General features: G+C 43.6%; 9 protein-coding genes and 3 pseudogenes. 8 read left to right on the top strand and 4 right to left on the bottom strand.

Going from position 1 to position 15,108, the window contains the following annotated elements; translation table 11 throughout:
• A pseudogene (locus JCM15124_RS16670) lies at positions 1-281 on the top strand (hypothetical protein); the annotation flags it as partial.
• Between the two features lie 170 nt (positions 282-451).
• Here the strand turns inward: JCM15124_RS16670 and JCM15124_RS08670 are convergent.
• Entirely contained in the window at positions 452-1,492 is a 1,041-nt protein-coding gene (locus JCM15124_RS08670; protein ID WP_024999112.1) for a glycosyltransferase family 9 protein, read from the bottom strand.
• 3 nt (positions 1,493-1,495) lie between these two features.
• Entirely contained in the window at positions 1,496-2,098 is a 603-nt protein-coding gene (locus tag JCM15124_RS08665) for a DUF4254 domain-containing protein (RefSeq protein ID WP_024999111.1), read from the bottom strand.
• A 366-nt stretch (positions 2,099-2,464) separates the two neighbouring features.
• Between JCM15124_RS08665 and JCM15124_RS08660 the strand changes: the two genes are divergently transcribed.
• The 7 genes and pseudogenes from JCM15124_RS08660 to JCM15124_RS08625 all read left to right on the top strand — a co-directional run bounded on the left by JCM15124_RS08660 (position 2,465) and on the right by JCM15124_RS08625 (position 10,319).
• Positions 2,465-2,701, top strand: coding sequence for an acyl carrier protein (locus JCM15124_RS08660; RefSeq protein WP_004365096.1), 237 nt, complete (start codon positions 2,465-2,467; stop codon positions 2,699-2,701).
• Positions 2,702-2,956: 255 nt separating this feature from the next.
• Positions 2,957-4,218, top strand: a pseudogene (gene fabF / locus JCM15124_RS13880) (beta-ketoacyl-ACP synthase II).
• Positions 4,208-5,167 (top strand): ribonuclease III, encoded by a 960-nt coding sequence (gene rnc / locus JCM15124_RS08650; protein WP_024999110.1) that lies wholly within the window; start codon positions 4,208-4,210, stop codon positions 5,165-5,167. The pseudogene fabF and the gene rnc overlap by 11 nt, the downstream one beginning before the upstream one ends.
• 138 nt (positions 5,168-5,305) lie before the next feature.
• Positions 5,306-6,407: pseudogene (gene ychF / locus JCM15124_RS13875) on the top strand (redox-regulated ATPase YchF).
• Positions 6,408-6,425: 18 nt separating this feature from the next.
• On the top strand, positions 6,426-7,268 hold the full coding sequence (lgt, locus tag JCM15124_RS08640; protein WP_024999109.1) for a prolipoprotein diacylglyceryl transferase: 843 nt from the start codon (positions 6,426-6,428) through the stop codon (positions 7,266-7,268).
• A gap of 904 nt (positions 7,269-8,172) precedes the next feature.
• Positions 8,173-9,144 (top strand): adenine-specific methyltransferase EcoRI family protein, encoded by a 972-nt coding sequence (locus JCM15124_RS08630; RefSeq protein ID WP_024999108.1) that lies wholly within the window; start codon positions 8,173-8,175, stop codon positions 9,142-9,144.
• Between the two features lie 71 nt (positions 9,145-9,215).
• Positions 9,216-10,319, top strand: a complete 1,104-nt coding sequence (locus JCM15124_RS08625; protein ID WP_024999107.1) for an HNH endonuclease family protein — start codon at positions 9,216-9,218, stop codon at positions 10,317-10,319.
• A 236-nt stretch (positions 10,320-10,555) separates the two neighbouring features.
• On the opposite strand, the gene mutS is transcribed toward JCM15124_RS08625, so the two are convergent.
• Both mutS and JCM15124_RS08615 read right to left on the bottom strand, forming a co-directional pair.
• Complete coding sequence (gene mutS / locus JCM15124_RS08620) at positions 10,556-13,222, bottom strand: DNA mismatch repair protein MutS (protein ID WP_024999106.1); 2,667 nt, start codon at positions 13,220-13,222, stop codon at positions 10,556-10,558.
• Between the two features lie 131 nt (positions 13,223-13,353).
• Positions 13,354-14,850 (bottom strand): DUF3943 domain-containing protein, encoded by a 1,497-nt coding sequence (locus JCM15124_RS08615; RefSeq protein ID WP_024999105.1) that lies wholly within the window; start codon positions 14,848-14,850, stop codon positions 13,354-13,356.
• Positions 14,851-15,108: the final 258 nt, after the last annotated feature.

Here is a 15,108-nt window from a genome sequence, read left to right as displayed (position 1 = left end):
AGGCAGTTAAAGGTTATTGTCCGGTAGAAATTCGATGGGATATGATTTTTCCTTTTTTATTGCTTGAGGGCGGTGCTGGGGGAAGTTGGGGCATGGTTTACCGCGTTTCCGGCATTGACCGGAAAGATGTTCATCTAGTGTTTCTAGTCTTCCTAGGATTACTAGAAACTTTAAACCACACGTGGGAAAACTGCTCCGACTTTATAAAGATAATTTCTTTGGAAAATAATAATTTCGATTTTGCATTGCGAAAGCGGCTGTTTTGCAACGCTAAACAATAGGTTTTGCAATGCGTTGATAAAGAGATGGTTACGCAATAGATACGCTTTGATAAATTCTTTGCATTGTTTTTAACCTCTGTGAAGCAAGATTGTGGGTAGGAATTTGTGCAGGTTTGTTTTGCAGTGAGGTGTTATTATTTAGTCTTAATTATAGTATAAAATAAACTATATTATAAATTCAGCCGTTCAATAATGGCACTTGGGGCTATGCTGTGCATACATTCGAAGTCGCCACGGTGGCACGGTTTGTTGCCGAATACGGAGCAAGGACGGCATTCCAATTCGGTGTTTTGCACGGCATCTTCCTCCTTTTGGTTCCAGCCAAGGAAGCCACAGTAAGGGTGAGTAGCCCCCCAGATGCTTACAACGCGCGTGCCGACGAGCGAAGCAAGGTGCATATTGGCACTGTCCATCGAAATCATGGTGTCGAGCCGGCTCATCAATACGAGCTCTTCGTTCAGTCCGTGCAACACTTCCGAAGCACAGGTGCAGTGCTTGTACTTCGCTGCCCATGCGTTGAGTATCTGTTTCTCTTCCTTTCCACCGCCGAAAAAGAATATTCGGAGATTGCTGTATTCGGTGGAAAGCACCTTTACCACCTCTTCCATCTGCTCTTTTGGATACATCTTGCCGTTGTGGGCAGCAAAGGGAGCAATACCTATCCAGCGTTCGCCGTCAGGCTTTTCACCTATTATATTAGGGAGCTGCGACAGCCGGTTACCACCGTTTGCGAATAAAGAAGTGAAGGAAAGGTCGATGGGATAGCCCAATTTGCTTAATACTTCTGCATAGTTTTGGAACGATGTGGGCTGTTGTTCCATTACTTTATGCTTCTTTCGGCACAGTTTGCGCTTGCCGTTCTTGTGCTTGTCGATGTGCGCTGTCTTGTATCCGCAAAGGAAAAAGCGTGTTCTTATGTATTTCGAGCGCAGCACATCGTGGAAATCGGCAATGGCTGTAGGCTGTTTTGCTTTCAGCCTGCCGTATAGTTGGTTCAGTCCCTTAACGCCTTTGTAGTCGTTTCTCAAGTCGGCTGCCATGAAATCCACATTCTTTGGCATATAGCTGAAGAATGCTTTGGCGAACGGACGAGAAAGAACGCTGATGCGAAGGTGGGGATATTGCCGTGCAAGCGCATAGACCACAGGAACCGTCATGGCAACGTCGCCCATGGCAGAAAACCGCATGATGATGATGTGGTCGGCTTTCACCTTTTACTTTTTGTAGAGTACGGGGTTTGTAGCAGGGTCGTTGTACATCTTCATTTGGCGGTAAACCTTCATGTATTTGCGTCCTGCCTGAATGTCGTCGAGCAGCTGGTCGATAGCCGTCCCGAGGTCTGCTTGCTGTTCGAGTAGCACGTTCAGCTTGTTTTTGCACTTTTCGATGTGTTCTGCCGATGCATCGGTGCGTTCAGCTTGCTCTTTCATGTGGTATATTTTGAGCGCAAGAATAGACAAGCGGTCTATTGCCCATGCCGGACTTTCGGTATTGATGGTGGCTCCTTCCTGTACTTTCACGTCTGAATAGAGTTGGCGGAAGTAAGAGTCAATCTGTTCTACAAGGTCTGTACGGTCTTGGTTGGAACGGTCGATGCGACGCTTTAAGCTCATTCCGTCTTCAGGAACGATGTGCGGATCGCGGATAAGGTCTTCAAAATGCCACTGAACCGTGTCAATCCAGCACTTCAAATACAATCGGTTTTCAATAGAATCTCTTTCGTATGGATTATTAATAGGTGTGTCTACATTGTCCGTGATGTGGTAATCGCGGATAGCTTGACTAAAAATCTCGTTGCAATGTTCCGTAAATGACATATTTTTGCTCTTTTAATTTTTCTGCAAATATAGTTCAAATAAATCATATACACAAGATAAAAGCAAAGCATTTTTACCCCAAAAGCTCTCCTTGTTGCCTAAAATATATCAAATTAATGTTCTAAAAGTTGGGAAACGATGTTCCGAACGAGTAGAAGTAATGTTACAATCATATATTATAATGTCTTGATTTAGCGCAATATAATATCAAAAGTGCTGTTTTTATTGCACAAATGTATATGTTTTGTGCATTGTGAAGTGCTTTTTTAAGCAAAAAATTTGCGTGTATGAAAAAATTATCTTTCCTTTGCAACCGAATTTTAGAATTTAGAAAGTTAATAGTAAACATTTTAAAACTTAACAATTATGTCAGAAATTGAATCAAAGGTAAAAGCAATTATCGTAGATAAGCTCGGTGTAGACGAGGCAGAAGTAAAGCCGGAAGCAAGTTTCACAAACGACCTTGGTGCTGATTCTTTGGATACAGTAGAACTTATTATGGAGTTTGAGAAAGAATTTGGTATCTCTATTCCAGACGATAAAGCAGAAAAGATCGCTACTGTAGGCGATGCTATTGCTTATATCCAAGAGAACGCAAAGTAAGAAGATATATAAATGATGGTTGGGAGCTTCGGCTTCCAACTGACTTTTAATCTTTAACATTTACTTATTTCTTACTTAGGTTTCGTTCATTCAGGCTCTAAGACAAGAAAAAGGAGTTAAGGAGTTAAGCCAATCGTTTTACTTACGTTTCATAAGTGTATAGTAGAACTCTTTGCTTAACTCCTTAATTCTATATCTGAAAGAAACCTAAGAGCGTCTCGTAATCACGATGACAGAATTAAAATCAGCAAATTAATGGAATTAAAAAGAGTAGTAGTAACAGGACTTGGTGCAGTTACTCCATTGGGAAATAATCCTGAAGAAACGTGGAAAGCAATGCTGGAAGGTAAGAGTGGTGCGGCTCCTATTACTTATTTCGATACAACTAACTTTAAGGCAAAGTTTGCTTGCGAGGTGAAAAACCTTAACGTGAACGATTATATCGACCGTAAAGAAGCGCGTAAGCTCGACCGTTACACACAGTTGGCACTCATCAGTGCTATCCAAGGTGTAGAAGATTGCGGCATTGACTTGGAGAAAGCCGACAAAAACCGCATCGGTGTGGTTTACGGAGTTGGTATTGGCGGTATTAAAACCTTTGAAGAAGAAATTGGTTATTACGCACTTCATAAGGAAGAAGGACCGAAATTCAATCCTTTCTTTATACCAAAGATGATTGCCGACATTGCTTCCGGACACATTAGCATTCGTTTCGGTTTCCACGGACCTAACTTCACTACAACATCGGCTTGTGCATCGTCTACCAATGCCATTGCTACAGCGTTCAATTTAATTCGCTTGGGCAAGGCAGACATGATTGTCAGCGGTGGTGCTGAGGCTGCTATTACCGAAGCAGGAGTAGGCGGCTTCACTGCAATGCATGCACTTTCAACTCGCAACGATGACCCGGCGCACGCTTCTCGTCCATTCTCAGCAAGCCGAGACGGCTTTGTTATGGGCGAAGGAGCAGGTTGCTTGATTCTCGAAGAGTTAGAACACGCAAAGGCTCGTGGTGCTAAGATATACGCAGAGTTGGTTGGTGAGGGCGAATCTGCCGATGCTCACCACATCACAGCGTCTCACCCGGAAGGTTTAGGAGCAAATTTGGTAATGCAGGCGGCACTCGACGATGCAGGTTTGAAGCCCGAAGACATCGATTATATCAATGTTCACGGTACATCAACTCCTGTTGGCGACGTCTCAGAAGTAAAGGCAATTGTTCAGCTTTTCGGCGATGCAGCTACAAACTCAATATTTCGTCTACCAAGAGTATGACCGGACACTTGCTTGGAGCTGCCGGTGCAGTTGAAGCAATGGCTTGTGTGCTCTCTATTCAAAACGATATTGTCCCTCCAACTATCAATCACGAAGAGGGCGATAAGGACGAAGAAATTGATTATAACCTGAATTTTACGTTCAATAAGGCTCAAAAACGCGAAGTACGTGCTGCACTTAGCAACACATTCGGCTTTGGTGGGCACAATGCTTGCGTGATTTTCAAGAAGTATGCTGAATAAGTTTATCGATAAAATAAAGCTCCCTTTCCGCAAGGAAAAGGAGCTTTATTTGTCTTTATATCAAATAATAGGAGTGCTTCCTCACAACCTTTCCTATTATAAAACGGCACTTTTGCACAAGAGTGTGGCACGAAGGAACGACAAAGGAAAGCCCGTGAATAACGAACGCTTGGAGTTTTTAGGCGATGCCATATTAGATGCCATTGTGGGCGACATAGTCTACGAGCATTTTCCCGGCAAGCGCGAAGGCTTTCTTACCAATACTCGTTCCAAGATAGTGCAGCGAGAGACGCTCAATAAGTTGGCGAACGACTTGGGAATAACGAAGTTAATCCTGTCGAGCGGGCACTCGCAGTCGCACAATAGCTATCTTGGTGGCAACGCATTCGAGGCTTTGGTAGGTGCGTTATACCTTGACCACGGCTACACAGCCTGCATGAAGTTCATGAAAAAGCAAATCTTAGGCGAGCTTATCAATATCGATAAGGTGGCTTATAAGGAAGTAAACTTCAAGTCGAAGCTCATAGAATGGACGCAGAAACATAAGGTCTGCCTTGAGTTTAAGCCGCTTTCTTTCGGTAAAGATAAAGAAGGCAACCCTACTTTCAGTTTCCAAGTAGTATTGGAAAATATTGCCTGTGGTGAAGGAAAAGGCTATTCAAAGAAGGAAAGTCAGCAGGAAGCAGCTAAAGCAACCCTCCGGCGTATCCGCAAAGAACCTAAGTTTGCCGATGAAATTTTTGAAGCAAAGAAGAACCGTCTCGCTTTAGAAGGACGGGAAAGCTCTGATACTGTTGAAACAATAGAAGAGGAAGACCTTATCTTACTATCGAATACTAAGCAAAACGATACCGTTTCTCCGGTAGAAACGCAAGAGCAGTCTTCTCTTGTTGCAGCCAACGAAAAAGAAAGCATCATAGCCGAAGCTGAAGCAAAGGCGTTTCAATAGCAAGGCAGAGGCGAATAAAGCCCAAGCAAAATACGCTCAAGATTTAGAACCGAAGTGCAAAATAATGCTCAATTGATGATTAATATCAAAATAAAACAGTATTTTTGCACCAAAAGAAAATAAACGTTTATTTAGAATATGGCATTAAAATGTGGTATAGTAGGTTTGCCCAACGTGGGCAAATCTACGCTTTTCAATTGTCTGAGCAGTGCCAAAGCGCAGGCAGCAAACTTTCCTTTCTGCACGATAGAACCCAACTTGGGCGTTATTACCGTGCCCGACGAGCGTCTGAACAAGCTCGCCGAAATTGTGCACCCGGGGAGAATAGTGCCTGCAACTTGCGAGATTGTGGACATTGCAGGCCTTGTTAAGGGTGCAAGCAAGGGCGAAGGATTAGGCAACAAGTTCCTTGGCAACATTCGCGAATGCGATGCTATCATTCACGTTATTCGTTGTTTCGAGGACGATAATATCGTTCGTGAAGGCGGTGCAGCAGTAAATCCGATAGAAGACAAGGAGATTATAGATACCGAACTCCAACTGAAAGACCTTGAAACCATCGAGGCGCAACTTGCCAAACAGCAGAAAATAGCCGCTGCGGGCAACAAAGACGCCAAGATAATGGTAACTGTGCTCAATGCTTATAAAGAGGTATTGGAGCAAGGCAGGAACGCTCGCAGCGTGCAATTTGAGAGTAAGGAAGAGCAACAAGCGGCTCACGACTTGTTTCTTCTTACCACAAAGCCCGTGCTTTACGTTTGCAATGTGGACGAAAACAGTGCAAAGGACGGCAACGAATACAGCAAGCAAATAGAGAAAATCGCAGCCGAAGAAGGTGCAGAAACCATGATAATTGCTGCCAAGACCGAAGAAGACATTGCGTCGTTAGAGAGTTACGAAGACAAGAAGCTATTCCTTGACGAGCTTGGATTGGAACAAAGCGGGGTAAACCGCCTCATCAATAAGGCTTATCACCTTTTAAATCTTCAGACATTCATCACTGCCGGCGAGATGGAAGTGAAAGCGTGGACTTTCCAAAAAGGCTGGAAGGCTCCTCAATGTGCGGGCGTTATCCACACCGACTTTGAGAAAGTTCATTCGTGCAGAAGTTATCAAGTACGAAGATTATTTGAAATACGGTTCGGAAGCTGCCGTACGCGAAGCCGGAAAACTTGGTGTAGAAGGCAAAGAATACATTGTGCAGGACGGCGACATCATGCACTTCCGTTTCAATGTGTAATTTAAGGAGGGATAGAAAATGTTAGACAACTTGCTTTATATAGCATGGCAACCCGACGAATACCTTGTGCGTATCGGGTCCATAGGCATTCGTTGGTACGGAATGTGCTGGCTTGTAGGCTTTGCTGTTGCATATTTCCTTATGCGATGGCTTTTTAAACGCCACAATATAGCGAGCGAAAAGTTCGACCCGATGTTTATTTACGTCTTCCTTGGAGCGTTTATTGGTGCTCGCTTGGGGCATTGTTTCTTTTACGAACCGCAAGATTTCTTCGACTCATGGCAGCATTTCGTTGAGATATTCCTCCCGATAAAGTTCCTTGCCGGTGGCGGTTGGAAGTTCGTTGGCTATCAGGGCTTGGCTTCACACGGAGGAGTTATCGGACTCCTCGTTGGTCTTTACCTTTACATAAAGCGCACAAAGCTGAATGCTTGGGTCGTGTTAGACTTTATGGGCATCTGCTCTACCGTAACATCGGTGTTCATTCGCTTGGGCAATCTAATGAATTCGGAGATTATCGGAAAGGTAACCGACGTGCCTTGGGCATTTGTTTTCTACGATGTCGATACCTATCCGCGTCACCCCGGACAGCTCTACGAGGCCATTGCCTACTTCGTTTTCTTCTGGGTTATCTTCCTTATTTACAGGAAATACCCCAAGAAAGTGGGTACAGGACTTTACTTCGGCTTATGTCTTGCACTTATTTTCACTTTCCGTTTCTTCATCGAATACACAAAGGAAGTGCAGGTAGACTTCGAGGCAGGCTTGCCAATCGATATGGGACAGATACTCAGCATACCGTTTATAGCACTCGGCGTATGGTCGATAATGCGGTCGAGAGGAAAAGAATACAGCGGCTAAAGCGACCGAAAGATACAAGAAATACCTTACAACAATGGCTCTGCTACTTAATTGCAGAGCCATGTTGTAAGGGGGTAGAAGTGTTTCAATAGAACTTTATTGAGGAAACGGTTTTATTTTGCTGTTTAAGGGCGTGAGCGAAAACCGCTTTAATATTGTAAAGATAATTCTCTTAAAAAGTGATAATTTCGATTTGGCGTTGCGAAACCGTAGGTTTTACGCTGCAAAACCTACGCTTTTACCGTGCAAAACCTACGGTTTTGGAATGCAAAACAATAGGTTTTGCAAAGCGTTGGTAGCGAGATAGTTAGCTGACAGATATTGTTCTGAAAAATATTTACACTTTTATTGTCTGTTTTCTGTCTATAAAACGATGAATACAGAGGCAGCAGCATAGAAATCTAAACGGTATTCATCGTTCCTTTTATAACTTTCCAACAAACCTGATAGCTTACAATCTATTGTTCCAAAAACCGACTATGAATACTGAAATCATTGACGAGAGCAGGCTCGTTGCATACAAATTATATCCGGCTCACGTTTATTTTATGGGAATAATCTTTAGAATATGAAATAAAATATGTAAGTTTGCAAACGAGTAGAACGGGCTTATCGAGGAATTGATGGTTCGAAGAAAGCTCAAATTTTTGTTGGAAATAAATAACAAGCGTTTGCTGTTTATTCTATAAAACGTTCTGGAAACTTGGCCGTAGAAAGAACCAATGTAGTTGGAATAAGTCGTAAACGTCTGCGCAATATGCGTGGGCGTTTAACTTATCTTCTGCATTGTGGGTTCGGCCAAGTACCTCAGAACGTGGATAAGTTTACGTCCACGTTCGTTGTATTTGGTCGTTCCTCGTTTTTTATTGAATATTCGGTATTCGTACAAAGTATCATTTATACTATGGCGAATAAAACTTTAACCTTAGCCAAAAAGGCTAAGAACGATGAGTTCTACACGCAACTTGGCGATATAGAGCGAGAATTGAAACACTACAAACAACATTTTAAGGGGAAGACAGTGCTGTGCAACTGCGACGACCCACGTGTGAGCAACTTCTTTAAGTATTTTGCTCTGAACTTTGAACTGTTGGGCTTGAAAAGGCTTATCGCTACTTGCTACAAGAGTAAAGATATTAATATCTTCTCTCAAAACAATTCGGAACAAGCCGTTTATATTGTTTACGAAGGCGATAAAAACGATAACCATATCGTTGATAATGAAGAAATAGAGGTTAAACCATTAAAAGGCGATGGCGATTTTCGCAGCAAAGAATGTGTAGAACTATTAGAACAAGCCGACATAGTCGTTACAAATCCGCCCTTTTCTTTGTTCCGTGAGTATATTACACAGCTAATAGAATATGATAAAAAGTTTATTGTAATAGGTAATTATAATGCAATAACCTATAAGGAAATATTCCCTTTGATAAAAAATAATAAGCTATGGCTCGGTAATGGCTTTTCAGGTGGCAACGCTTATTTTAATATTATCCCTACCGGGCGTACATTTGCAAATGGTGTATATGACGAAAATACACAGTTAGTAAAGTTCCGTAACTGCTGTTGGTATACTAATCTTGACATTAAAAAACGCCATGAGGAACTTATTTTGTACAAGCATTATACTCCCGAAGAATATCCAAAGTACGACAATTACGATGCTATTAACGTTAATAAAACAAAGGAAATACCGATGAACTATGATGGAGTAATGGGCGTTCCAATAACTTTTATGGATAAATACAACCCTAAACAGTTTGAAATAATTAGATTTAGGAAAGGTAATGATGATAGAGATTTAGTTTATACTGATTTAAATGGGAAAACAGTACAACCATACTTCAGGATATTAATTAAAAAGAAGACACAATAACCATTGTTACTGACCAATGGAGGAGGACAAATAATAAAGTATATATAGGAAACTTTATACAATAAGTAATTATGAAAATAGAATTAAAACCAATCAAATTGAAAGACCTTTTTCAAGGATATAAAGACGATTCTGAAGAGGGTGTGGTGGCTTACGGCGGACTTCTTGATGTGCGTCCGAAGTATCAACGCGAGTTTGTTTATAAAGACGAACAACGCAATGCTGTAATCGACACGGTACGGAAAGACTTCCCACTAAATGTAATGTATTGGGTGAAAAAAGACGATGGCGGCTTCGAGGTGCTGGACGGGCAGCAGCGCACACTTAGTATTTGCCAATATCTTAGCAACGATTTCTCCATAAAAGAAGAGTATTTCCACACCCTGACAGACGACCAACAAGCGCAAATACTGAATTACGAACTAATGGTTTACTTCTGTGAAGGCACCGACAGCGAGAAGTTGGAATGGTTTAAAACCATCAATATAGCCGGAGAGAAACTCTACGACCAAGAACTTCGCAATGCTGTATATACGGGTGAATGGCTCACCGATGCAAAACGCCATTTCTCGAAGACCGGTTGTCCTGCTATGGGATTGGGCGATAAGTATGTAAAAGGTACAGCAATACGCCAAGAAATTTTGCAGCTTGTATTGTTTTGGATTAACAATGGGGCGAAAGGAACACCCGATGAGAAGATACGACAATATATGGCAGACCATCAACACGATGCCAATGCCAACGAATTGTGGCTCTATTTCGTGCAAGTTATGAACTGGGTGCAGACCATTTTCCCAACTTACCGGAATGAAATGAAAGGTTTGCCGTGGGGATTATTCTACAATGAGTTTGGACAGCAGCCGTTAGACACAAAGAAACTTGAAGATGAAGTTGCGGAACTTATGGCAAACAATGAAGTGCAGGACAAGAAAGGCATTTACGAGTATGTGCTTACACGCAACGAAAAACATTTGAATATCCGTACTTTCGACAAACAAATCAGTCGAGTGGTGTACGAAAAGCAACAAGGTATTTGCCCTATTTGTGGGAAACATTTCGATATTAAGAATATGGAAGCTGACCATATCATACCTTGGCACAAAGGTGGAAAGACGGTAGAAGACAATTGTCAGATGCTCTGTATGAAGTGTAACCGCACCAAATCGGGCAAATAGGTCTTTCGATGTAAAGGAGTTGTTATAGCAGAAAAACAGTCTTGATTTTGTAAATATAATTCTCTTAAAAAGTGATAGTTGCGCTTTTGCATTGCGAAACCGTAGGTTTTGCGATGTAAAACCTACGCTTTTACCGTGCAAAACCTACGGTTTTGGAATGCAAAACAATAGGTTTTGCAAAGCGTTGGTAGCGAGATAGTTAGCTGATAGATATTATTCTGAAAAATATTTACACTTTATTTACTGTTGGGAAGTACAATTCGCTTGATGTCGTTGAGCTTGTTCAGTGCCTCAACCGGCGTGAGGTTGTTGATGTCCAAGCCGATTATTTCGTCGCGTATCTGCGTCAATACAGGGTCGTCGAGCTGGAAGAACGAAAGCTGAACCCCTTCCCTACTCTTCTCAAGTTTCTCTGCCGACGGCTTTCCTACGCTGCCTACCTGCGCATTGTCGGTTTCCAGTTCTTTCAAAACCACGTTGGCACGCTTCACAATCGACTTCGGCATGCCTGCAATGTCGGCTACATGGATACCGAAAGAGTGCTCGCTGCCCCCTCGTTCCAACTTTCTCAGGAAGATAATCTTGCCGTCTACCTCTTTCACCGATACGTTGAAGTTCTTTATTCGGCGGAAGTTCTTTGCCATTTCGTTCAGTTCGTGGTAGTGTGTGGCAAAGAGTGTGCGCGCCGTGGCACGCGGTTGTTCGTGCAGATACTCCACGATAGCCCATGCTATGCTGATGCCGTCGTAAGTGCTTGTGCCGCGTCCGAGCTCGTCGAAGAGTATCAACGAGCGCGGTGTAACATTGTTCAGAATGTTCGATGCCTCGGTCATTTCCACCATAAACGTAGATTCTCCGAGCGAAATATTGTCGGAAGCCCCCACTCGTGTAAATACTTTATCGACCAGACCTATTCTCGCGCCCTCTGCCGGGACGAAACAACCTATCTGCGCCAACAGTACTATAAGAGCCGTTTGGCGCAGCAGAGCCGATTTACCCGCCATGTTCGGACCTGTTATCATCATAATCTGCTGTTGCTCGTTGTCGAGATATACGTCGTTCGGAATGTATTGTTCGCCAAGCGGCAGTTGGGTTTCTATTACGGGGTGGCGACCTTTTTTGATGTCAATCACCATACTGTCGTCTACCACAGGGCGCACATACTTGTTTTCTTCGGCTATATCGGCGAATGCCAACAGGCAGTCGAGGCGTGCCACAAGGTTGGCATTGATTTGTATTTGCGGAATAAACTCCTGCATATCCTGCACCAATTCGTTGAAAAGACGGGCTTCGAGGGCGAGTATTTTCTCGTCGGCACCGAGTATTTTGGCTTCGTATTCCTTCAGTTCGGGGGTGATATAGCGTTCTGCCTGTGCAAGGGTTTGCTTGCGAATCCAATCAGCCGGCACCTTGTTTTTAAAGGTATTGCGTACCTCAAGATAGTATCCGAAAACGTTGTTGAAGCCTATTTTCAACGAATTGATGCCTGTTTGGGCAGCTTCTTTCTCTTGAATATCGAGCAAAACTTGCTTTCCGTTGTCGCGAATGGAGCGCAATTCGTCCAATTCGGCGTTGAAACCGTGCGCAATCACGTCGCCTTTGGCTACCAAATGTGGTGGGTCGGGCTTTATTTCCTGCTCTATTCGGTCGCGAATAGACTCGCAAAGGTTCAGCTGTTCCCCTACCCGCTTCAAGGCTTCGTTGTTCGCATAGAGGCAAGCGGTCTTCATTGGCTGTATCGCACGTAAGGCTATCTTCAGCTGAACCACCTCTCGGGGCGACACTCTGCCTGCTGCTACTTTGGAAATAATGCGCTCCAAGTCGCCCATGCGGTGGAGTTGGTCGTTCAGGCATTGGCGGAAATCAGGCTCACGGAAGTAGTATTCCACTATGTCCAGTCGCTCGTTAATGGGCTTTACGTCCTTTAATGGGAACACAAGCCAGCGATGCAGCATTCTTCCACCCATTGGTGTGATGGTTCGGTCTATCACGTTGAGCAGCGAAGAACCGTCTTCCTGCATGGGTGCAACAAGTTCTAAGGAACGAATGGTGAAGCGGTCGAGCCGCACATACTTCTCTTCTTCGATGCGAGCGAGCGACGTTATGTGGTTGATGTTTGTGTGCTGGGTCAGCTCCAAATACTGCATGATAGCCCCGGCAGCTATTACACCGTTGTTCAGATGGTCTACACCGAAGCCTTTTAGGTTCTTTGTTCCGAAGTGTTTCAGTAGTTTTTGTCGTGCAGAAAGGTCGGTAAACACCCAGTCTTCCATTTCATACACACACAGGCGTGTACCGAAATGGCATTCAAAGTCTGACTTTCGTGTGCGGTCGTACAGCACTTCCTTTGGCGAAAAGTTGCCAATGAGTTTTTCAACATAGTCGAACGTGCCCTCACCGGTAAGAAATTCGCCTGTCGAAATATCGAGAAAGCTCACGCCGCATGCTCCTTTGCCGAAGTGAACCGCTGCCAAGAAGTTGTTTTCCTTATAGTTCAGCACGTTGTCGCCCATGGCAACGCCGGGTGTAACAAGTTCCGTTATGCCCCGTTTCACCATTTTGTCTTCGGCAGACAAGCCCCGTTTGCCTTTCAAAGCTTCGCGCTTTTTCTTCGGGTCTTCGAGTTGGTCGCATATTGCCACACGTTTTCCGGCACGAACAAGTTTCGGCAAGAAGGTATCGAGTGCGTGATGAGGAAATCCGGCCATCTCGTCGCCCGCTGCTGCGCCGTTGTTTCGTCGCGTCAGCGTTATGCCGAGAATTTTAGAGGCTTCTATGGCATCGTCGCAATACGTTTCGTAGAAGTCGCCACACCTAAAGAGCATTAACGCATCGGGGTGTTGTTCTTTCATCGAAAAGAATTGTCGCATCATCGGAGTGAGCCCTTTATTGTCTTTTGCCATATTGTTTTTACCTTTCTTACCTTTCGTCATCGTAATTCTTGAAATGCAAAAATACGAATTTTCGACATATTGTCCAAACGATAACCCATTTATTTAGACTTTGTCTGATAGTCTGTTTAAAGAAATCGGCACTATAATCTGAAACCTATTCCGAGCCTCACGTCGTAGGTAGTTGTGTGCCTGTTGCGCCGATAACGATAATGGAAATTGCGGAAAACGAAGAGCAATGGAGCAGCCATAAACCAATGTTTCGACAACGAAATTTCTATTTTGGGCTGCAATAGAAAGGTTATCACCCTGCCGCGGTCACCCATAACGCTGTAATCAACGTATTCTTTGGTCTCGTCTTCATCTTCGTAGCTATGCCAAGAAGCAAGATATTTCATATCGGCAAGTAAGCGGAAGTGAACGAGAGAGCCGTAATCGATGCCCGAATAGTTTTTAATGCTGTAGCCGCTGCCCACGCTGTAATCGCGTTTATAGCGGTTGTTTTGATAGTCGGATAAGGCACCGCCCAGCAAAACACCATTGAGGTATAGTTCGGAAAAGCATTTTAACCGTCTTAACTCATAGTACCACGCTATACCAACGCCCATACTTGCGGCTTCAGACACCTTGTAAGGCACGGTACCCTTAATGGAATCGGTGGAGTAGAAGTCGAAATTCTGATACAATCCTACAGTTGTTGTGCTGTTGTTGGTTTGCAGTAACGGCCATTGGCGTAGCTGTCCGATAATGCTTGCATTGCTAACGAACGACTGTTTCATGCCCGGACTAAGTCCTAAGTTTGCCCTGAAGAAGTCGTAAGGTCGTTTGTTAGCCGCATTGACAGGCGAACCGTAAGAGAAACTTATATCGAAAGCCGGGCGATAATTGGGCTTCACGCCTGCGGTATGGCTGTCAAGCATTTGTGCACTGCTAAGAATGGAGAAGTAGAGTGGGATGCTATTGTCTGTTTCCAAGTTGCTGCGAATGTTGGTTGTGCGGAAAGCAGTGCCCGTTATCAATCGTGTGAAACCTTGAGAAGGGTTTACGACTGTGCCAATTATTTCACGAACGACACGTTCAAATCCACGTTTGCGGTTGTCGAAAATGCGGTCGGAAACCCTATGCAGCACCTCGCCTGTGGGCAATCCACCTATTGAGGTTGCTAAAAAGTCGTTGATAGACGGACGTTCCATTTCGCCGCCGATTTCCCACATCAAACTTCCAATAATGGTGTAGGGTATTGCCTCAACGTAAGATAAGCCGTTGCCACGTGCTGCATTGTAGTAGATAGATCCGTGATAAGGGTGCGAGAACAAGTTGGTTCTGAAGATGTCGCTGTCCCAATACCATTTTGTGGGCGACAAATTTCTCCCTATTGTTCTCCACGTAACCTTTGAAAAAGGAGCATCAAGTATGTATCTGTCGAAAGCAAGGATACCAAGATTGGCACCAACGACTTGTGCCGTGGCGCGCCAAGGATATTTCCGGACTTCTGTTTTTTCGGTAATAGAGTCTTGCTGATGTGTTGTCTCTATTTTAATTGAATCCTTATAATAATTATCAAATTGTGTATTGCTGCCGACTGAATCCGCTTGAGCGGCAAACAGATTGGCCAGCAATAATATATTTGTAAGTAGCATCTATACAATCTTTGCCGGTGTAAAGATAGCCAATATTATGAAAATCAAATAAAAAGACAGATAGATTTTAACTACAATTATGAATATAAGAATGCTTTATAGTTTTTTTAATGGCCGGTCAATATTTACCGAAGACCGACATATAGTTTCGCTTTTCCGATAGAAAGAACCTTTTAGTTCCTATTCTGCTATCCTTGTATTCTTCGTTTTATAAGTAGAAAACAGGTAATAAAAGTGTAAAAGTTTTTACAAGTATAA

This window comes from Prevotella falsenii DSM 22864 = JCM 15124 (assembly GCF_000613945.1).
GTDB lineage: Bacteria > Bacteroidota > Bacteroidia > Bacteroidales > Bacteroidaceae > Prevotella > Prevotella falsenii.
Note: the sequence above shows the minus strand (reverse complement) of the source record. Positions and strands in the feature narration are given on the sequence as shown.